This window comes from Pontibacter liquoris, from assembly GCF_022758235.1.
Taxonomy (GTDB): Bacteria; Bacteroidota; Bacteroidia; order Cytophagales; family Hymenobacteraceae; genus Pontibacter; species Pontibacter liquoris.
Genome location: NZ_JALEBG010000001.1, coordinates 166,787 through 185,666 on the forward strand (window position 1 = coordinate 166,787; position 18,880 = coordinate 185,666).

An 18,880-nucleotide genomic window follows, 5' to 3' on the forward strand; every position below is an offset into this window, starting at 1 on the left:
TTTCGGGCAACGTAGCCATTACCTGTGTTTCATCCTGCTCCGGCAAGGCACACAAGGGTACGCAACTCCTGCCGTTCCCGTTGTAGCCGGCAAGCCGCAGAGGAAAGAACGAAGTATAAACCAGGGCTTTTTCAGAGAAGACAAGGAAGAGAGAACGCACATGACAGCTTTAAAAATCGGAGTGCTTACATTTCATCGCTGTATCAATTACGGCAGTTACTGGCAGGCCCGCTGCCTGGTAGAAGGGCTCCGCGCCCGCGGACACGAGGCTGTTATACTGGATCATGATTCGCAACCGGTAAACAGGGCCGAGTGGACGTGTGCCTTTCAGCCGGTGCTGCCCACGCATGTGCCCAAATCGGATTACCCGCTTTACCGCGAAAAGATCCTCAAGTTCTTCGAAGCCTTCCGTACCCTGCCGCTCTCGCCTCGTTTTCAGCTCGACAATCCTGCCGAAATGGAGCCCTACGATGCGGTGGTGGTAGGCAGCGACGAAGTATGGAACCTGGCGCACCCGTGGTACAACCAGTGCCCGTTGTTTTACGGCGAAGGCCTCCGGGCAGAGCGCCTCATCTCGTATGCGGCCAGTTTCGGGAATTACGATGCTGCCTGGGGGCTGGAACAAGTATGGGCCGAAAGGCTGCGGAACTTTGATATGATCTCGGTGCGCGACGAAAACTCCCAGGCTATAGTGCGCAATGCCCTGGGCATAGAACCGGACATGGTGCTAGACCCGTGCCTGCAGTTTCCGATACAAGCCGAGGCGCACAACCTGGATAAACTTCATAAACCGTATGTGGCTGTGTACGGGCATAACTTTTCCGATTTCTTTACTCAGGAAATACGCGAGTGGGCAAGCAAGAGGCAGTTGCCGCTTATCAGCATTGGGTACCGCAACGATTGGGCCGATGAACAATGGCTCACTGCCGACCCGCACGAGTTTGCCCATTTTATAGCCGGCGCCCAAGCCGTGGTTACCAACTTCTTTCATGGCTGCGTTTTTTCGCTCATCAATGCCAAACCGTTTGCCTGCGAGGCATCACCTTACCGCAGCAACAAGCTGAAAGGGCTGATGGCGAAGGTCGGCGGCGAAAAGCACCTGATCTGGGAAGGCACGCCTGCCGCTGTATTTGATGCCCGCCTGGGAGAGCCACTCGATCCGGATATCCTGCAGAAGATCGAACAACTGCGCCATACTTCCGATGCTTTCCTGGACCGGGCTTTAAGCTTGAAACAACTGAACTACGCATGAACGAGCTGCTCAGCCCCCATGATATTGTCCGTTCCGGTTTGTGCATCGGGTGCGGGAGCTGCGTAGCCCAAACCGGCACCCCCGATACGCAAATGGGATTCGATGCCTTGGGAGAACTTAAACCGCATGGCGACCGCGACTGGTATGCACAGCCCACCGAGCGCTTTACTAATACCTGCCCTTTCTCGCCGGAGGCAAAGAACGAAGACGAACTGGCGGCCAACCTTTTCCCGGAAGCCCCACACCACGATGCGGCCTTGGGTAGTTTCCAGACGGCGTATGTAGGGTATGTGGCCGAAGAGGAGTTTCGGTTGCAGGGAAGCTCGGGGGGCATGGTGACCTGGGTGGCAACGGAGCTGCTGCGCAAAGGCCTGATTGATGGCGTAGCGCATGTGGTAGCCACCCAGGATCCGCAACAGGATGGGCGGTTCTTCCGCTACCGCATTTCCCGCACCGAAGCCGAGATCCGGGAGGGAGCCAAGTCGCGCTATTACCCCATCGAGCTGTCTGAAGTGTTGCGTATGATCCGGGAAGTGCCCGGCCGCTATGCCGTCATCGGGATTCCCTGCTTTATCAAGGCGGTGCAGCTGCTTCGGAGCGAGGAGTCGCTTTTCCGTGACAGGATCCGCTTTACGCTGGGGCTTTTTTGCGGGCATATGAAGAGCGCCCGCTTTGTCGAAAGCTTTGCCTGGCAGATGCAGGTACCGGTTACCGATATTCAGCGGGTCGAGTTTCGGCACAAAGACCCCAGCCGCCCGGCCAACTGGTACAATGCCCGCCTGACTCTGCGCAACGGCCAGGAGGTGAACAAAGACTGGTGGCACCTGGCCGATGGCGATTGGGGCGCAGGCTTTTTCATGAACTCGGCGTGTAACTTCTGCGATGACGTGATGGCCGAAACCTCGGACATTTCGTTCGGCGATGCCTGGGTGGAGCCTTATTCTTCCGACGGTAGAGGGACCAATGTAGTGGTGGTGCGCTCGCCGGAAGTGGCGCAACTGGTAGCAAGCGCCATTACGGAAGGCCGGTTGCAGCTGGAAACGGTGAATGACGAGTTCGTGGTGCAGACACAAGCAGCTGGTTTACGGCAGCGGCGCGAGGGACTGGCTTACAGGCTCACCTGGCACCGCCGGGGCGTACGGCCGCGCAAGCGGGTGGCTCCGGATGCTATCACGCCTGCACGGCAACGGAAGCTGATCTACCGGATGCGGTATTATATTTCGGCCTGGAGCCTGCATGTGTTCCGGTTAGCGCGCCGCCTGCAAAATCCGCAGCTCTACCTGGGCTGGGCCCGGTTGGCTATTTCCATTTATCACGGGTATGCTTATTATCAGGGTAAATTAAGCGAAATGGTGAATCGGTTTAAAGGCTTAAAGCAATAGGTAAATTGCTTTACTGGCTGAGTATACTTCACCTGTTATGTGCATTCGGTTTACTTGCCCCTGCTTAACACGTATGGCAACCTGACACGGAAGTGGTAAATAAATAGATTTATGTCGCAGATCTTTTTGAAGGTGCTTTTGTTTTCATTAATCCCGGTTTTTACCATGATTGTGGGAGGTGGATTTGCGACGCTACGAAAACCAGGGGCGAACTTACGCAGCATTATACTTCATTTTGCTGCAGGTGTTGTGTTTTCTGTTGTAGCTGTTGAGATCCTGCCAGACGTGATCCGCAATCATTCACCTGTTCTGGCTACCATTGGTTTTGTACTGGGGTTCATGGCCATGATTGGCATAAGGAAGCTGACAGAGCCAAGTGAAACGGTTAGGAAACGTAGCACAGAAAACAGTTTGCCATGGGGCTTGCTTATAGCTGTTGCTGTTGATGTATTGATAGACGGGCTTCTGTTGGGTATAGGCTTCTCTGCCGGAAACACAGAAGGGATGTTGCTTGCCTTCGCTCTGTCGGTTGAGCTGTTATCGTTAGGTATGGCAACCGCCACCGAACTTGGCGAAAATTACGCAAGTAAGAAACAAGCCTTCGGTTTGGTTGTGGCTCTTGCTTCCGTCTTTTTAGTAAGCGCCATATTAGGTGTTACTTTTTTGCAAAGCCTTTCGCACCAGGTACTTCAAATAGTTTTATCTTTTGGGCTATCTGCCTTGCTGTTTTTAGTAACGGAAGAATTGTTAATTGAAGCGCATGAGATAGAAGAAACCACCTGGCATACCTCCGCATTCTTTGCCGGCTTTTTATTGTTTATGATTTTGGGGATGTATGTCTGACACAAAACTACCGGGCCTTCAGAATAAGCAGGCTTTGTGGTATGTTAAGGCAATTACCAGCCGTATTGTTGGTTGCTAAACAGTTAATTTTAAGCTACTGGGTAGTTTCTCCAGTTCTGCGGTTACCTCCCGGATCACATTTTCCCAATCACCCGGTTGGGTTTGCCGGAAAAGCCGCATGGTAGGGTACCAGGGGCTGTCGTCGCGGTGCTCCATCCAGCGCCAGTCCGCCTCGGCATGCAATAAGGTCCAGACAGGTATGCCCAGGGCGCCAGCCAGGTGTGCCGGCATCGAATCCACGGTGATCAGCAAATCCAGGCCCCGCAGCACCCGGGCATACTCGTGCAGCGCAAACTCTCCGGGATGCTCGCCAAAGCCTTCCTGCCACCCGGCTGCTTTTGCCCCGGCCTGCAGGATGTATAGCCGGATGCCGGCCACTTTTGCAATCGGCGCAAGCACAGAAAATGGCACAGAACGGCGTTCGTCCCAGTCTCCTGCCTGCCACACAAGCCCCACGGCAAGCGTATCTTTCTCCGAAGAGAGCGGCAGCGGCGCTGCGTGCAAGTAGGGCTTGTCGGCAGCGGGAATGGTGTGTAAGGTAGTCCGGAAAACATGGGGCAGCTCCATGATCTCTACGTCTGCGTCATATTCCGTATCGGGCGTGCCGTCGTGCAGCGGCAGCAGCTCGTCGATGCCTGCCACCGTTTGCAGGAGCGGCAGGAGCGGGGGCTGGGCCCATACTTTCACCTCAGCGGCAACTTGCTTTAAAAGGGGCGCATAGCGGATAAACTGGATCGTATCACCCAGGCCATGGTAGCAGCGCACCAGCACGCGTTTCCCTTCCAGCGAGGCACCATCCCAGATATACTGGAAATGGCGCGGCAGGTGCCAGCACGGTTTGCCGGCCCGGGCTCTGAGCGTTTGGTCGCTGTTTTGCCACGCTTCTTCAAACGCGCCCCGGCGCATGTGGCGCATCCACGCAGCGGCAGAATCGTCGGGTTTGTTAGCAGCCATACCTGTCTTTTAGTAGTATAGCCCCTTAACGCGCATAGCGGCGCATCATTTCGCTGCAGAAATCGGCAAACTCTGTTATGTTTTGCGGCGGACTGGTGTGGTGCGGCTGTACGCCTTTTGCTTCCGGCGTAAAGCAGAACGTTACGGTCAGGTCAAATTCTTCCAGTGCTTTCATCATTTTGTCGAACCACTGTTCGGCATCCGGTCGCAGCCAGTCAGCCCAGCTTAAGCCGGTGCGTAATTTTTTTACCCCTAATTTCCGGAGCCAGTCCACGGCGGCCTCCAGGCGGTGATCTTCGAAGTGGAACCACTGGCAGATGCCCATTTCGGGCGTATAATCCGAGAAGTGCTTCAGGGCCAGCTTTGGGGTGCCGTCTTCGCGCAGCAGGCCCATATGGAAGTGGCGGTAGTATGAAGAGCCTTCAGCTTCGCGGTGGCGGGTGGTAGCTTCCCAGGCCTGTGGCAGGTCATAGAGGCTGTACCAGAAGATCCTGTCCACGCGGCCCAGCAACAGTTCGGCTGTGCGCCGAAGGCCAAACTCCTGCACTTCTTCCGCGCCAAAGGTAGAGACGCCCACTTCGGTTACCCACACCGGCAAATGAGTTACCGCTTCGATCTCTGCAATTTTAGCAGGCCAGTCGTGTATCGACCAGAGATTCCAATCCAGCGGAAAACCGTGCACGGCTACGGCATCCATGTTCTCGAGCGCCCCGTGTTTTTCCAGCGTTTTGATAAAATGCGGGTCGATGGGCGAAATGCCGCCGAGCACACGAAGCACAGCAGGGTTCTCGGCTTTCACAGCCTCCGCTGACTGCTTTACCATTTCGGCGTAGATCCGCCATTCCGGGTCGATCTCAAAAGCCCAGTGTGATTTGTTGTTCGGTTCGTTCCAGAATTTAACGGCTTCAATCATATGTTAAAATTTGCGTATTTTTCGAAATAAACGGCATCCGCCCGCTGCTCACAAAGTGGCAAAGCAGGCCTGTGGCAGCAGTCCGCTGCCAGGTATAAAAGGGGCGTTTCTGCCCATGGCCCTTGCTGATGATTTTGCTGCCCGGCAAGTTTGGTCTCATTCAGCGCGCCGCTGCTTTTTACCGGTCCCATCTTGCTGCTGCGCCAGCCGGGCATAAGTATGCTTGCAGGCAAAGTATAAAAGGTGCCTGCAGCTACAATGCTCCCCATTTACGGGGGCCAACCTATGTTGTTGCATGCTACTCGTGGTGTGCCGGGGCAAGCGCCATACCTCCAGGGACTTGCCCTGGCGGGCGACGGGAATTAATTTCCTGGAACTTTGTAACCGTTCCTGTTTTGTGGCATCTAATCTTAATAAACCACAAAACCAGAACGTATGAGAACTTGGAAAACAATGGCGGCATGGGCAACAGGGATGTTGTGCTGCCTCCTTTTACCGGTCGTGCCAGCTGCTGCGCAGGATAACCCGGAACTATCGGATCCGGAAGTAGCTTCGGTGGCTGTGGTTGCCAACCAGATCGATATTGATCACGCCAAAATCGCAAAAGAAAGGTCAAAAGATCCGAAGGTGCTCCAGTTTGCGCAGACCATGGCCAGCGACCATCAAGCCGTAATCGACCAGGCCGTGGCCCTTGTTCAGAAGCTGGGTGTTACCCCGCAGGACAATGCCGTAAGCAAGAAATTATTGGCCGATGCTGCCACAACAGACAAAATGCTGCGCACCAAATCCGGCGTGGCCTTTGACAAAGCTTACATCGACAACGAGGTGGCCTACCACAAAGCTGTGATCGGGGCGGTAGAAAACCTGTTGATCCCGGAATCGGAAAATGCTGAATTAAAGGAATTGCTCCAAAGTATAGTACCCGCTCTTAAAACCCACCTGGAGCATGCCCAAATGTTGCAAACAGAATTGCAGGGCAAATGAGATCTTCCATTGCGCGCCGGCTAAGTGGGGTATACCTGGTGTGTGCCTTCTTTCTTTTGTATGGGCACACACCAGCCCGGGTTAACCCTGCCCCTAAAACATATACCGTAGAAATAAAGCAGATGCAGTTTCAGCCGGCGGAGCTTACCGTGCAGAAGGGCGACAAAATTGTTTTTATTAACCGGGACATCGTTACCCACAACGTAACAGAAGCTTCAGGCAAAACCTGGAAGTCACCGGACCTGATCTCCGGAAAATCCTGGAGCATGGTAGCCACCAAAAGTGCAGTCTATTACTGCAGCTATCACCCGGTGATGAAGGGGACCATACGTGTGCAATAAGCTTATTTGTAATCCATGCAGGTGCCGAAAGGAAAGTTAGTGGCCATTGGCGGCAACGAGGACAAAGGAACGGGAGAGGCAACGCTCGCCAGGCAGGGCTCCTTTTTTGACCAGGGCATTTTGAAGCGGATACACGACGAACTGTACGGGCCGGGCACCCGCATCGAGGTAGTGACCACGGCAGCCCTGGTGCCCGAACAGGCTGGCGAAGTGTATACGCATGCGTTCCTGTTGCTAGGCTGTGATAATGTGGGCGTGCTGCCCATACAACAAGCTGCGGATGCCCACCGGCCCGACTACCTGGAGCGGCTCTGCAAAGCGGATGCCGTGATGTTTACGGGCGGCGACCAAAGCCGTATTACGCGGGTTTTTCTTCATTCGGAGGCACTCGCCATACTTCGGCGCCGCTATCAACAGGAGGAAAAGTTCCTAATTTCCGGGACCAGTGCCGGCGCTATGGCCCTGTCGTTGCACATGATACATGGCTCGCTGGAGATGGACTCGCTGGTGAAAGGAACTGTGACGATGCAGGCTGGCCTGGGGCTGCTGAAGCATGTGATCATAGACACCCACTTTGTAAACCGCCGCCGCATCCCGCGCCTCATCGAGGCCATTGCTTGCGTGCCTTCCTGCATCGGCATCGGTCTTGGAGAAGATACCGGCATCCTGATAAAACAGAACCGGTGCATCGAAACGATCGGCTCAGGGCTGGTAATCGTGCTCGACGGGCGCAGGCTGGAAAAAAACAATTACAAGGACATCCGCGAAGGCGAGGCACTTTGCATGGAGAACCTGATCATGCATGTGTTGCCAAAAGGACAGGCCTATAACATTGCCTCCGGCGATTTTGTATAAGGCAGGCCGGCTCCTGATCAGCAACATGTCGTTTTTGCTGGCCATACTTCCCCGGCTGCAAAAGCACTGCGTCCTATAGCCTGCAAAACGTTAGTGCAGGCTCTGCAGGCGCTGAGTTATTTCCTCGATCAGCTCCTCGCTCCATTTGCCGGCAATTTCCTCATACTCCTGCTTTGTCCAGTTCTGGCAATACATCTTTTCAAGCCAGACCACGTTTTTGCCAGGTCCCACTTCATAGCTCATATAACCCAGTTTTAGCAGCAGGTCTTTGGTGATATCAAATGGCGGAGCGCCTGCCCGTTCAAAACCCTCCAGGCGAAGTTTTAAGCCCATTTGCTGCACGTTGCCGTTTTCGATGCTGATGGGTGTGCCCTCCTCGGCGTCTGGGTCCTTTGTCCAGGTATCGACTACGATCTCCAGGCCAAAATCGTGGAACAGGGGTGTAATGTCGGTCAGGTTCTGGTGGATGTGCGTTGCCAGTTGGGGCAGCACGTTGTTATAAAGGTGTTGGAGCGCCTCTTTGCTGCGCCGTGTCTGGTTATCGTCCATGTGCTATGTTGAAGGGTGCCCCGCCGGCTCCGCGGAGATACGGAGGGGTGGGGTAGCTATACTTATACCTTTTTGAATAAGCCTGAAAGCAGCTCGTAAGAGTGCAGCCTGGCCGCGTGCTCGTAAATGTTGGAAGCCACCATGATCTCGTCTACCTGCGTATCGTCGAGGAACGCCTGTAGCTCTTCCTGCACGGTGTGGGCACTGCCGATAAAGGAATAACGCAGCATCTGGTGCACCGAATATTTTTCCGAGCCATCCCAAAGGCCGTCCATACTATCCACCGGCGGCTGGGCCGGCTTTCCGGTGCCGCGGATGACATTCAGGAACGACATGTATAGCGTAGTAGCCAGGCGGTTTGCTTCTTCGTCCGTGTCGGCGGCAACTACATTCACGCAGGCCATAGCATAGGGTTCCTGCAGGCTTTCGGAGGGTTGGAAGCTTTCGCGGTATACTTTGAGGGCAAGCTGCAGGCTGGCCGGGGCAAAATGGCTGGCAAAGGCATAGGGTAATCCCATCATACCGGCCAACTGGGCGCCATAGGTGCTGGAGCCCAGCAGCCAGATAGGTACCCGGGTACCTTCCCCGGGAATGGCGCGCACCCGCGCGCCGGCATCGGCTGGTCCCAGGTAAGCCTGTAACTCCGCTACATGCTGCGGAAAATCCTCCACGTTGCCCCGCAGGTCGCGGCGCAGGGCCATGGCTGTTACCTGGTCTGTGCCGGGCGCGCGGCCCAGGCCCAGATCAATGCGGCCGGGGTAAAGGGTTTCGAGCGTGCCGAATTGCTCGGCAATGACTAATGGGGCGTGGTTGGGGAGCATAATGCCGCCCGAGCCTACCCGGATCGTGGACGTGCTGCTGGCTATATGGCCGATCAGCAGCGAGGTGGCCGAACTGGCAATGCCGGCAATGTTGTGGTGCTCGGCCAGCCAGTAGCGCTGGTAACCCCACTGCTCGGCGTGCTGCGCCAGGTCTGCGCTGTTACGGAACGACTCGGCCGCGGTTTTACCTTCCAGCACAGGCACCAGATCGAGTACGGATACAGGAATACCAGCCAGGTTTTGCTTTTCGTTTGTCATATGTCTGTACTTGTTGCGGAGCCTTATTTTTCAGTTTTTTCTTCCTGCCATACCTGCTGCAGGGCTTTCAGGAAAACCTCGCTGGGCTGGGCGCCCGAGAGGCCATACTTGTGGTTGATCACAAAAAAGGGCACGCCGTTGACGCCGATCTGCTGGGCTGTTTGGATATCGGCGTTTACCTCTTCGGCCAGCGCATCAGACGCCAGCATGGTGCGCACCTCGGCTGCGTCCAGGCCGATCTCAGTTCCCAGTTGCACCAGTGTTTCAGGATCCTGCACGTTCTTGCCTTCAATAAAGTGGGCTGCAAAGAGGCGCTCCTCTGCCTGGCTCTGCAGGCCATGGCTGGCTGCTAAATGGGTCAGGCGGTGGGCATCGAAAGTGTTGGCCACCTGTACTTTGTCAAAATTATAGTGTAGGTCTACTTCCCGGGCCATGTCAGCCACGCGGTTGTTCATTTCCTGCGCCTGCTGGCGGGTAGTGCCTTTTATTTCCGCCAGAAAATCATAGGTGTCCTTGCCGGGCACATGCTGCACGTCGGGCTGCAGCTGGTAGCTGTGCCAAACCACTTCTACTTCTTGGGCGTTGGGGAATTGTGCCAGCGCGTTTTCAAACTTGCGTTTGCCAATATAGCAGAAGGGGCACATGATATCGGACCAGATGTCTACTTTCATATCAATTTATACTTTGTTAAACGTTTTGCCTTGTGAGGGCCTTGCACCTGCCTGCTGCCACACAGCGGGTAAGTATAGCGCGGCAACCCCGGGCAATGTGCCGGCAAAGGTAAGGGAACACCGCCTTTTTAACGCACTTACGCCAGGTGGGTTTGCTCCTTTGCCCTTCTTTATACCTGTTCGGGCACGCTGCTGGCGGCCTGAAAGAGATGACCTTGAAGGAAATAGGTAGGAGCGGCTTCCGGAAATGATTTAAAATAAGCGGAAGTGTGTACCTTAGCAGGCGACCGGATATACATGTTTAACCAACGATCACCGGTTTTGTTTTAATCCTGATAAAAACGAACGATGGGCTTAAGAGCAACGAAAGCAGCTACGCTTCAGGTATGGCTGCTGTTGATAACACTGTTACCCGGCTTGCTAAGCAGCTGCGCCACCAATACGCAGATAGCAGGCAACAGCAAGGCGCGGGGGTATACCGCCGAAAAAGCAATGGTGGTATCGGCGCACCCCGAGGCCTCGCGGGTGGGCATGCAGATTATGGAGCAGGGCGGCAACGCCTATGATGCGGCCGTAGCGACCCAGTTTGCACTGGCCGTGGCCTTGCCCGTGGCCGGCAACATCGGCGGCGGCGGCTTTATGGTATACCGCAGCGCCTCCGGCCAGACGGGTGCCCTGGACTATCGCGAGACAGCCCCGGTAGCGGCTTCCGAAACCATGTACCAGGACAGCGCCGGCAATGTGGTGGATGGCCTGAGCACCGACGGCCACCTGGCTGTGGGCGTGCCCGGTTCGGTAGACGGCATGGTGAAACTGCACCAGAAGCTGGGGTCTTTGCCCTGGGCCGCCCTGGTGCAGCCCGCCATCGACCTGGCCCGCAACGGCGTGGTATTAACGCAGAAAGAGGCTGACGGCCTGAACAGCTCCCGCGAGGCTTTTATCAGCAATAACAAGCATATGCCCTACTTGGTGCGCAGCCGGCCATGGCAACCCGGCGATACGCTGCGCCACCCCGACCTGGCCCGCACGCTGGAGCGCATCCGCGACAAAGGCCGCGAAGGGTTTTACGCCGGCGAAACAGCCGACCTGCTGGTAAAGGAAATGAAGCGCGGTGGCGGTATTATTTCCACGCAGGATCTGGCAGATTATACTTCGGTATGGCGCCAGGCAGTGGAAGGCACTTACAAAGACTATAAAGTGATTTCGATGCCGCCGCCTTCCAGTGGGGGTATTGCCCTGCTGCAACTCCTCACGATGGTGGAACCTTATAACCTGCACAAGTATGGCTGGCAAAGTGCCGAAGCCGTGCAGGTGATGACGGAGGCCGAGCGCCGCGTGTATGCCGACCGTGCCCAATACCTGGGCGACCCGGATTTTGTGCAGGTGCCCGCGCAGCAACTGCTCGACAAAGACTACCTGAAAGCGCGCATGCGTACCATGAGCCTGGCGCAGGCCACCCCTTCCGAAGTCGTGAAAGCGGGCGAGCTGCAGGTGCATGAATCAGACCAGACCACCCATTTTAGTATCGTGGACCCTGCTGGCAACGCAGTTTCCATTACCACCACGCTCAACGGGGCCTATGGTTCCAAAGTAGTGGTAGAGGGCGCGGGTTTCCTGCTCAACAACGAGATGGATGACTTCAGCGCCAAGCCGGGCGTGCCTAACATGTTCGGGCTGGTAGGCGGCAAAGCCAATGCCATACAGCCCCACAAGCGCATGCTCAGCTCCATGACGCCCACCATACTGGAGAAAAACGGTAAACTCTACATGGTGGTCGGCACGCCGGGAGGTTCAACCATCATTACCTCTGTTTTCCAGACGGTGCTCAATGTACTGGAACATGACATGACGATGCAACAGGCCGTGGCGGCCCCGCGTTTCCACCACCAGTGGCTCCCCGACGAGCTCCAGCACGAACAAACTGCCCTGGCTGCCGAAGTGCGCGCCACCCTGACTAGCAAAGGGTATAAGCTGGAGCCCCGCGGCCGTTACGGCCGGGTAGATGCCATCCTAGTGCTGCCGGATGGCACCCTGGAAGCCGGCGCCGACCCGCGCGGCGACGATGCTGCAGCCGGTTTTTAACAAGTATAATCTCATTCCCGGCAGGCTATTTTATACTTGCCAAGCGAAGGTGTAAAAGTAAAAGCTGTACCCGGGTAACCAGGTACAGCTTTTTTATTGATAAAGAATTTTCTAAAACAGGCAGCTCCGGTTAGCTTAAGGGTTCTGATGCGGCTGCCAGAAATCGTTCCTGAAATTAGGTAACAAAGTATAGGCTGCGATCGGCAAGCCGAAAATAAGCATGTGGGAATCAGCATTTGGTTGCTACAGCATTCGGCAGACTACTTTCCATTAGTTGCCCATTGCAGTACCTGGGTACTGCGCTTGCTCAGCCATGCATGGCCGTGCTGGTCATCCGTGGCATCGTGTTCAAAAAGCTTGGAGCCCAGCCCCACGGCTTTTACACCCGCTGCAAACCACTCGGTTATACTTGCCCGGGTGGGCGCTACGCCGCCTGTGGGCATAAACAGCAGGCCGGGAAACAAGGGTTTGATAGCCTTCAGAAAGTCGGTGCCGAGCAGGTTGCCTGGAAACAGCTTGACTAGTGGGGCGCCTGCTTTTTCGGCCTGCGCAATTTCGGTAGGGGTCATGCAGCCGGGCACCCACAGCAACCCGTGCTGCTGCACCGTGCGGCCAATAGCCGCATCCATGATCGGGCAAACAATAAAGTCAGCGCCTGCCGCGATGAATTCCTCGGCCCGGGCACTGGTCTTGATTGTGCCGATGCCCAGTTTCAGATCCGGGTATTTGGTGCGGGCATCTTCTTTTAGAAGCGTGAAGTTATCGAGCGCTTCCGGGCCCCGGTCGGTAAACTCAAATACCCGAATGCCCCCCGCGTAGCAGGCTTCCAGCACCGCACGGCATTCGGTTGCATCGGGGTGAAAGTATACCGGGAGCACAGGCGTTTTAAGCAGCTGGTCGAGAACCTGGTTTTTATCAGTCGCCATAAGTATAAAGTATAAGTCAGGAACTCCACAAAGTGGCCATACTTGCTTTTATTTCTGATACGGTATGTTGGCCAAAGTCGCCGGCCACAAACAGTTTCTGAATAGCGGCGGCGCTGGCAAAGTCTACAATCGCCTGACCATCCAGCTGGTGGTATAAGCCATAGAGCAGCCCGGCCATAAACGCATCGCCGCTGCCGGTGCGGTCCAGTACCTCAAACGTTTCATACTGTTCAGAAGCAAAATCCTGCCCGCCGTGGTGGTAAGAGCCGTAAAAGAGGTTGTGCTGCGGGGTATCCATAAACCGGAAGGTAAAGGCTACATGGCGGCACTGCAGGTATGTTTTCTGCAGGACTCCGGCCGTTTGCGCAGCATGCGCCAGGTAATCTTCCCGGCTGGTCTGCCGGCTCAGGCCCGGTGCCAGCGGCGTGCCAAGCATCGTATGCGCAGCCCAGATGTTGCCCATCACCACATCACAATACGCCACCAGTTCGGGCATCACCTCCAGGGGTGTTTTGCCATAATCCCAGAGCCGATTTCGGTAGTTCAGGTCCACCGAAATAGTCAGCCCCAGCTTTCTGGCTGCGGTAAGGGCCTCTTTGCACACGGCTGCTACTTGGGCATTGAGGGCCGGCGAGATGGCGCTCCAGTGAAACCATGTATAATCCTGCAGCACCTGTTCCCAGTCGATGGTGCCGGGCGCCAGCTGACTGAAAGCCGAGTACTTGCGGTCGTATACCACCTGGCCGGTACTCAGGCCATTGGCGGCCAGCAGGAAGTATAAGCCCATCCGGTCGCCCTGCCGCAGCACCGGGCTGGTATCCACGCCGGCGTTTTGCAGCACCTTCAGCGCTTTCTGCGCCAGTTCATTTTGTGGCACGCAGGTAAAGTAGGAGCAGGGCAGTTGCCAAAGGCCCAGCGAGGCTGCTACGTTCGCCTCAGCGCCACCTGGGTGCATCTGCAGCGTAGCCCCGGCAGCTTGCAGCCCCTGATCGGTAGTGGCCAGCCGCCAGAGCAGTTCCCCGAAAGCGAATATCTTGCCTTGTCTCATACTAGTTCAGCATTGCTCGTAAAAAGCAGCGGGAGCCTGCCGGCCTGTTCTTTCGCCTGACAGGCTCCCGCCATCTCTTATCCGTTTCCTTAAATATAACGGTTGATCAGGTTCTCGAGGTACTCCTGGCGGCCGCTTCTTACTTCCGGCTCCCCCTGCTCGGCAGCATAGTTGCGCAGGTCTTCCAGGCTCAGCTTGCCTTGCTCATAGGCCTTGCCCTTGCCGCTGTCGAAAGAGGCATAGCGCTCCTCGCGGATCTTCCGGAAATCCGAGTTCTGCAGAATCTTATCGGCTGTGATGAGTGCACGGGCAAATGTGTCGGCGCCGCCAATGTGGGCGTAGAACAGGTCGGCCGGGTCAGTGGAGTTCCTTCTGATCTTGGCGTCGAAGTTGATACCGCCGCCCTGCACGCCACCGGCTTCCAGGAAGACCAGCATGGCCTCTGTCAGCTCGTTGATGTTGTTAGGGAACTGGTCGGTATCCCAGCCGTTCTGGTAATCGCCGCGGTTGGCGTCTATACTTCCGAGCAAGCCGGCATCGGCGGCTGCCTGCAGCTCATGCTGGAAGGTATGGCCGGCCAGCGTGGCGTGGTTTACCTCGATGTTGATCTTGAAATCTTCCAGCAGATCATACTTGCGCAGGAAGCCGGCTACCGTGGCTACATCATAATCATACTGGTGCTTGGTAGGCTCCATCGGCTTTGGCTCGATAAAGAACGTGCCTTTAAAGCCCTGCTTGCGGGCGTAGTCTCTAGCCGTCTGCAGGAAGCGGGCCAAGTGCTCCTGCTCTCGTTTCATGTCTGTGTTGAGCAGCGTCATGTAGCCTTCGCGGCCACCCCAGAACACGTAATTCTCTCCACCCAAGGCAATGGTCGCATCCAGGGCGCCTTTTACCTGCGCAGCGGCATGCGCCAGCACATGGAAGTCGGGGTTGGTAGAAGCTCCGTTCATGTAGCGGCTGTGCGAGAACACGTTGGCCGTGCCCCAAAGCAGTTTCACCCCGCTTTCCTGCTGCTTCTGTTTGGCATACGCCACCATCGTCTGCAACCTTCTTTCGTTTTCGGCTACATCGTTGGTATAATCCACTACATCCACGTCGTGGAAGCAGTAGTAGGGCATGTTCATTTTGGTGATAAACTCGAACGCCGCGTCCATTTTATCTTTGGCACTTTCGATCGGGTCTGCTTTCGTATTCCATGCAAAGTTCAGCGTAGGGCCACCAAACGGGTCAGAGCCGTTGGCATTGAACGAGTGCCAGTACGCCACGGCAAAGCGCAGGTGGTCTTTCAGGGTTTTGCCGGCCACCACTTTGTTCTCGTCGTACCAGCGGTAAGCCAGCGGGTTATCTGATTCCGGGCCTTCATACTTGATCTGGCCGATGCCTTTAAAATATTCCTTTTCTCCTAATACAATGTTTGCCATAGAGGTATCCTGATTAGTTGTTTTATAGTTTGTTTAGTTTTTATTCAGATGTTGCTGCAGCAGCGCTTTCCACTCCTGGTAAACCGGCTCATATTGGTCGATGGCGGTGGGCTCGACTACCTGCAGCTTTTTGCTTTTGGTAAAGGCTTCCTCTTCCGACTGAAAGGCTTTTACCCCGATGCCTGCGCCCAGGGCAGCGCCTACGCTGCCGTCGTTCTGGTAGAGCTCCACCGGCACGTGCGTGGCGTTCACAAACGCCTCCGTAAAGGTGTCGCTCAGAAACAGGTTGGCCTTGCCTGCCCGGATAATGCTGGGGTTCATGCCGCTTTCGCGCATAATGTCCAGGCCGTAGCGGAATGCAAAGGCAATGCCCTCCTGCACGCCCCGGAACAGGTGCGCTTTGGTATGCAGGTTCAGGTCGATGTTGTGAAAGTGGCTGCCCACCAGTTTATTACCCAGCATGCGCTCGGCACCATTGCCAAACGGAATCACGCGCAGATCGTTGCTGCCAACAGGAATGCCGGCAGCCAGCCGGTTCATTTCGGCGTAACTGATGCCTGTGCCGGCAATGGTTTTGATCCAGCGATTGAGGCTGCCCGTGCCGTTGATGCACAGCAACACACCCAGCCGCTTCTGCGCCTCGCCATAGTTGACGTGGGCAAAGGTGTTTACCCGGGACTGGGGGTCATAGATGAGCTGATCGCTTACGCCATAGATCACGCCCGAGGTGCCGGCCGTGGCGGCTACTTCGCCCGGCCTGAGCACGTTAAGCGAGAGCGCGTTGTTGGGCTGGTCGCCCGATTTATAGGTGACCGGAATGCCTGCTGTCAGGCCCAGTTCCGCGGCCACGGCTTGCTGCACGGTACCATGCTCCGAAAACACCGGGTTAATGGTAGGAATCAGCGACTTCTCAAACTGGTAATAGTCCAGCACATCGCCCGAGAGCTGGTCCTCCTGAAAATCCCAGAACACGCCTTCCGACAGGGCCGACACGCTGGTGGTGATGCTGCCCGTCAGCTTCATGGCCACGTAATCGCCGGGCAGCATGATCTTGTCGATACTTTCGTACAGCGCTGGCTCGTTTTCCTTTACCCAGGCCAGCTTGGAGGCCGTAAAATTACCCGGTGAGTTGAGCAGGTGTGCCAGGCTTTTTTCAGGACCAATGCTTTCAAAGGCTTTGTTTCCGATCTCCACGGCGCGGCTGTCGCACCAGATTATGGCATTGCGCAGCGTTTGCTGGGCCTTGTCTACCACGACCAGCCCGTGCATCTGGTAGGCAATGCCAATGGCGCCGATATCCTTGGGGTTATACTTGCCTGTGGCATTGGCCCGCAGGATGGCTGTTTTGGCATGCTCCCACCACATTTCCGGCGACTGCTCGGCCCAACCTGCTTTGGGAGAGATGATAGCCGATTCTTCATCCGGAAACTGGGCCGAAGCCACGCATTCCTGGGTCAGGGCATCTACTACCGCTACTTTAATGGACGATGTTCCGACGTCTATACCTAATAAGAGCATATGATTTTATTGGGAGGATGAACTTTTAGAGACACTTTTAAGCACCGCATCCAGCGCCGGCTTGGGCTGGTAAGTACGGTCGAAGAGCAGCGGATAGCTGGTGCGCCCTTTGATAGGCCAGTTGTTGAGCCACGAATCGGCATCCGTCACGCCCCAGAAGGTAACGCGCGCAATCTTTTCACGATGCTTATGAAAAAGGGCAAAGATGTCGGCATAGCGCCTGGCCAGTTTCTGCTGCACCTCTTCGGGCAACCCGTTGGTATACACATTATACTTTTCGTCGAAGGCAAAGGTCGCGTCAATGTCGGCGCCGTTGCGGTTGCTGGGGTTAGGCAGCACATCGATGTCGAGTTCGGTGATCATTACTTTCCCTACTTTCGAGAAGGCGACGATGCTTTCTTCGATCTGCGCGATGCTGGGGCTCTCCAGACCCCAGTGGCCCTGCATGCCAATACCGTCCACTTTCAGGCCCTTTGCCTGCAGGCTGCGCACCAGGCGCAGAGCGCCTTCGCGTTTGGCCGGTTTCCAGAGGTTATAGTCGTTGTAGTATAGCTCGGCTTTGGGATCGGCTTTGCGGGCCAACTGGTAAGCCTGCGCCAGGTAGTCTTCCCCGATAATGGTATACCACTTGGATTGCCGCAGGGTGCCGTCGTCGTTCAGCGCCTCGTTCACCACATCCCAGCCACCTATCTGGCCTTTATACCTGCCGGCCACCGTGTTGATGTGCTCTGCCATGCGTTGCTGCAGCAGCGCTTTGCCAGCCGCCTTGCCGTGCGCATCCTCAAACACCCAATCCGGCGTCTGGCTGTGCCACACCAGAGTATGGCCTACGGTAAACATGTTGTGCTGGCGACCAAACGCCACATAAGCATCAGCCGGGCCAAAGTTATACTTCTCGGGCTGCGGGTGAATGGCTTCCCACTTCAACACGTTTTCCGGGCTGATGGTGTTAAAGTGCTGCGTGATTATGGCCGTCGCTTCCGGGTCTTTGCCGCTTGCCTGTTTGCCGTTTAAAGCTGCACCCATTAAAAAGTCGTTTTTAAATACTTTTTTGAGTGAAGCCTCCGGGCTTGTGGTGGCCGTAAACCCACAGCTGGCCAGCACCAGGCAGGCCATTAACCATCGTTTGCTTTTAATCATATTCCTAAAGATAATCATTCTGTTGATGCAAAAAAGCGGGCGTCTTTTCCTGGCTTCCGGCCGGATAGCTACAGGTATGCCGGCCCTGAAAAAACGAAGTATAAACGGCCTGTTAAAACCCGATAGAATTGCCGCCATCTACCGGCAACACCGTGCCGGTCACATACCTGGCGCCTTCGGTGGCATAAAAGTAAACGGCGTCCGCCACATCAGCTGGGGTGCCCAGCTTGCCCATGGGCGTACGCGATAGTACCTTGTTTTTGCGTTCCGGGTCGTTGTCCAGTGCCTTGGCCGACATGTCAGTGGCGATAAAGCCCGGGGCCACGCAGTTTACCCGGATGCCCAGCGGCGACAGTTCCACGGCCATGGCTCTTGTCATGCCCTCGATGGCTGTTTTGGATGCGGAATAAGCAATGACTTTGGGGATGCCATACTGGGCCGTCATGGAGCTGATGTTCACAATAGCCCCGCTCCCGTGAGGTAGCATGGTTTTAACCACTTCGCGGCTCAGCGAAAATACGGAGGTGACGTTGGTGAGTATGATCTGCTGGAAATCCTCGTCGGTGACATCGGTAAAAGGCTTTTTCATGTTGATGCCCGCATTGTTTACCAGAATATCGATGCGGCCGTACGCCTCCACAATATGGTTGACCAAAGCAGGTATGCCGGCCAGGTTGGTCAGATCGAACACAATGTAGGTGCACAGCTCCCCAAACGTTTCTTTAGCCTGCTGCAGTTTCTGCTCGTTGCGGCCGATGATGATGGTGCGGATGTTTTGCTGCACGAATTTCTGGGCAATGGCATAGCCCAGGCCCGAGGCGCCTCCGGTTACAATAGCGGTTTTGATCGATTCTGAAGTCAT

At 55.7% G+C, this 18,880-nt stretch carries 18 protein-coding genes; 7 read left to right on the top strand and 11 right to left on the bottom strand.

The features are described 5' to 3' along the window. Positions 1-160 precede the first annotated feature (160 nt). From LWL52_RS00675 to LWL52_RS00685, 3 genes are all read left to right on the top strand, one after another. On the top strand, positions 161-1,252 hold the full coding sequence (locus LWL52_RS00675; RefSeq protein ID WP_242916201.1) for a polysaccharide pyruvyl transferase family protein: 1,092 nt from the start codon (positions 161-163) through the stop codon (positions 1,250-1,252). Continuing rightward, entirely contained in the window at positions 1,249-2,634 is a 1,386-nt protein-coding gene (locus LWL52_RS00680; protein ID WP_242916202.1) for a Coenzyme F420 hydrogenase/dehydrogenase, beta subunit C-terminal domain, read from the top strand. The genes LWL52_RS00675 and LWL52_RS00680 overlap by 4 nt, the downstream gene beginning before the upstream one ends. 111 nt (positions 2,635-2,745) lie before the next feature. Continuing rightward, a complete protein-coding gene (locus LWL52_RS00685) occupies positions 2,746-3,477 on the top strand; it encodes a ZIP family metal transporter (RefSeq protein ID WP_242916203.1) in 732 nt (243 codons plus the stop codon). Positions 3,478-3,552: 75 nt separating this feature from the next. Here the strand turns inward: LWL52_RS00685 and LWL52_RS00690 are convergent, their stop codons facing one another. Together LWL52_RS00690 and LWL52_RS00695 are read right to left on the bottom strand one after the other, a co-directional pair. Next, the gene (locus LWL52_RS00690) at positions 3,553-4,491 is read right to left on the bottom strand and encodes a glycosyltransferase family 9 protein (RefSeq protein ID WP_242916204.1); all 939 of its coding nucleotides are present in this window, start codon (positions 4,489-4,491) and stop codon (positions 3,553-3,555) included. A 25-nt stretch (positions 4,492-4,516) separates the two neighbouring features. Further along, positions 4,517-5,404, bottom strand: a complete 888-nt coding sequence (locus LWL52_RS00695) for a glycosyl hydrolase (protein ID WP_242916205.1) — start codon at positions 5,402-5,404, stop codon at positions 4,517-4,519. 435 nt (positions 5,405-5,839) lie between these two features. Between LWL52_RS00695 and LWL52_RS00700 the strand changes: the two genes are divergently transcribed. Genes LWL52_RS00700 through LWL52_RS00710 form a run of 3 tightly spaced genes read left to right on the top strand, consistent with a single transcriptional unit; the run spans position 5,840 to position 7,584 of the window. Further along, entirely contained in the window at positions 5,840-6,388 is a 549-nt protein-coding gene (locus LWL52_RS00700) for a DUF4142 domain-containing protein (protein ID WP_242916206.1), read from the top strand. Continuing rightward, positions 6,385-6,729, top strand: a complete 345-nt coding sequence (locus LWL52_RS00705; RefSeq protein ID WP_242916207.1) for a plastocyanin/azurin family copper-binding protein — start codon at positions 6,385-6,387, stop codon at positions 6,727-6,729. The genes LWL52_RS00700 and LWL52_RS00705 overlap by 4 nt, the downstream gene beginning before the upstream one ends. Positions 6,730-6,744: 15 nt before the next feature. After that, a complete protein-coding gene (locus LWL52_RS00710) occupies positions 6,745-7,584 on the top strand; it encodes a cyanophycinase (protein ID WP_242916208.1) in 840 nt (279 codons plus the stop codon). A gap of 90 nt (positions 7,585-7,674) precedes the next feature. Here LWL52_RS00710 and LWL52_RS00715 read toward each other — a convergent pair whose 3' ends face one another. The 3 genes from LWL52_RS00715 to LWL52_RS00725 all read right to left on the bottom strand — a co-directional run bounded on the left by LWL52_RS00715 (position 7,675) and on the right by LWL52_RS00725 (position 9,883). Continuing rightward, positions 7,675-8,133: a hypothetical protein gene (locus LWL52_RS00715; protein ID WP_242916209.1), complete on the bottom strand. Its 459-nt coding sequence runs from the start codon at positions 8,131-8,133 to the stop codon at positions 7,675-7,677. A gap of 62 nt (positions 8,134-8,195) precedes the next feature. After that, positions 8,196-9,212 carry an LLM class flavin-dependent oxidoreductase gene (locus tag LWL52_RS00720; protein WP_242916210.1) on the bottom strand — a complete coding sequence of 339 codons (1,017 nt, stop codon included), beginning with the start codon at positions 9,210-9,212 and terminating at the stop codon, positions 8,196-8,198. A gap of 23 nt (positions 9,213-9,235) precedes the next feature. Beyond that, a complete protein-coding gene (locus LWL52_RS00725; protein ID WP_242916211.1) occupies positions 9,236-9,883 on the bottom strand; it encodes a DsbA family oxidoreductase in 648 nt (215 codons plus the stop codon). A 348-nt stretch (positions 9,884-10,231) separates the two neighbouring features. Here LWL52_RS00725 and ggt point away from each other — a divergent pair, with 348 nt between their 5' ends. Further along, on the top strand, positions 10,232-11,965 hold the full coding sequence (gene ggt, locus LWL52_RS00730; RefSeq protein WP_437179334.1) for a gamma-glutamyltransferase: 1,734 nt from the start codon (positions 10,232-10,234) through the stop codon (positions 11,963-11,965). Positions 11,966-12,225: 260 nt separating this feature from the next. On the opposite strand, the gene LWL52_RS00735 is transcribed toward ggt, so the two are convergent. The 6 genes from LWL52_RS00735 to LWL52_RS00760 form a co-directional block, all read right to left on the bottom strand. Then, a complete protein-coding gene (locus LWL52_RS00735; protein WP_242916212.1) occupies positions 12,226-12,891 on the bottom strand; it encodes a bifunctional 4-hydroxy-2-oxoglutarate aldolase/2-dehydro-3-deoxy-phosphogluconate aldolase in 666 nt (221 codons plus the stop codon). Between the two features lie 16 nt (positions 12,892-12,907). Next, entirely contained in the window at positions 12,908-13,939 is a 1,032-nt protein-coding gene (locus tag LWL52_RS00740) for a sugar kinase (RefSeq protein WP_242916213.1), read from the bottom strand. Positions 13,940-14,028: 89 nt separating this feature from the next. Further along, positions 14,029-15,360, bottom strand: coding sequence for a xylose isomerase (gene xylA / locus LWL52_RS00745; RefSeq protein ID WP_242916214.1), 1,332 nt, complete (start codon positions 15,358-15,360; stop codon positions 14,029-14,031). 33 nt (positions 15,361-15,393) lie between these two features. After that, positions 15,394-16,878: a xylulokinase gene (locus LWL52_RS00750; protein ID WP_242916215.1), complete on the bottom strand. Its 1,485-nt coding sequence runs from the start codon at positions 16,876-16,878 to the stop codon at positions 15,394-15,396. Positions 16,879-16,884: 6 nt separating this feature from the next. Next, positions 16,885-18,018 (bottom strand): endo-1,4-beta-xylanase, encoded by a 1,134-nt coding sequence (locus LWL52_RS00755; RefSeq protein ID WP_242916216.1) that lies wholly within the window; start codon positions 18,016-18,018, stop codon positions 16,885-16,887. 112 nt (positions 18,019-18,130) lie between these two features. Further along, positions 18,131-18,880, bottom strand: a complete 750-nt coding sequence (locus LWL52_RS00760; RefSeq protein WP_242916217.1) for an SDR family NAD(P)-dependent oxidoreductase — start codon at positions 18,878-18,880, stop codon at positions 18,131-18,133.

Coding starts and splice junctions, on each gene's coding strand:
- LWL52_RS00675 (WP_242916201.1), top strand. CDS start 161: ATGACAGCTTTAAAAATCGGAGTGCTTACATTTCATCGCTGTATCAAT.
- LWL52_RS00680 (WP_242916202.1), top strand. CDS start 1,249: ATGAACGAGCTGCTCAGCCCCCATGATATTGTCCGTTCCGGTTTGTGC.
- LWL52_RS00685 (WP_242916203.1), top strand. CDS start 2,746: ATGTCGCAGATCTTTTTGAAGGTGCTTTTGTTTTCATTAATCCCGGTT.
- LWL52_RS00690 (WP_242916204.1), bottom strand. CDS start 4,491: ATGGCTGCTAACAAACCCGACGATTCTGCCGCTGCGTGGATGCGCCAC.
- LWL52_RS00695 (WP_242916205.1), bottom strand. CDS start 5,404: ATGATTGAAGCCGTTAAATTCTGGAACGAACCGAACAACAAATCACAC.
- LWL52_RS00700 (WP_242916206.1), top strand. CDS start 5,840: ATGAGAACTTGGAAAACAATGGCGGCATGGGCAACAGGGATGTTGTGC.
- LWL52_RS00705 (WP_242916207.1), top strand. CDS start 6,385: ATGAGATCTTCCATTGCGCGCCGGCTAAGTGGGGTATACCTGGTGTGT.
- LWL52_RS00710 (WP_242916208.1), top strand. CDS start 6,745: ATGCAGGTGCCGAAAGGAAAGTTAGTGGCCATTGGCGGCAACGAGGAC.
- LWL52_RS00715 (WP_242916209.1), bottom strand. CDS start 8,133: ATGGACGATAACCAGACACGGCGCAGCAAAGAGGCGCTCCAACACCTT.
- LWL52_RS00720 (WP_242916210.1), bottom strand. CDS start 9,212: ATGACAAACGAAAAGCAAAACCTGGCTGGTATTCCTGTATCCGTACTC.
- LWL52_RS00725 (WP_242916211.1), bottom strand. CDS start 9,883: ATGAAAGTAGACATCTGGTCCGATATCATGTGCCCCTTCTGCTATATT.
- ggt (WP_437179334.1), top strand. CDS start 10,232: ATGGGCTTAAGAGCAACGAAAGCAGCTACGCTTCAGGTATGGCTGCTG.
- LWL52_RS00735 (WP_242916212.1), bottom strand. CDS start 12,891: ATGGCGACTGATAAAAACCAGGTTCTCGACCAGCTGCTTAAAACGCCT.
- LWL52_RS00740 (WP_242916213.1), bottom strand. CDS start 13,939: ATGAGACAAGGCAAGATATTCGCTTTCGGGGAACTGCTCTGGCGGCTG.
- xylA (WP_242916214.1), bottom strand. CDS start 15,360: ATGGCAAACATTGTATTAGGAGAAAAGGAATATTTTAAAGGCATCGGC.
- LWL52_RS00750 (WP_242916215.1), bottom strand. CDS start 16,878: ATGCTCTTATTAGGTATAGACGTCGGAACATCGTCCATTAAAGTAGCG.
- LWL52_RS00755 (WP_242916216.1), bottom strand. CDS start 18,018: ATGATTAAAAGCAAACGATGGTTAATGGCCTGCCTGGTGCTGGCCAGC.
- LWL52_RS00760 (WP_242916217.1), bottom strand. CDS start 18,880: ATGACTTCAGAATCGATCAAAACCGCTATTGTAACCGGAGGCGCCTCG.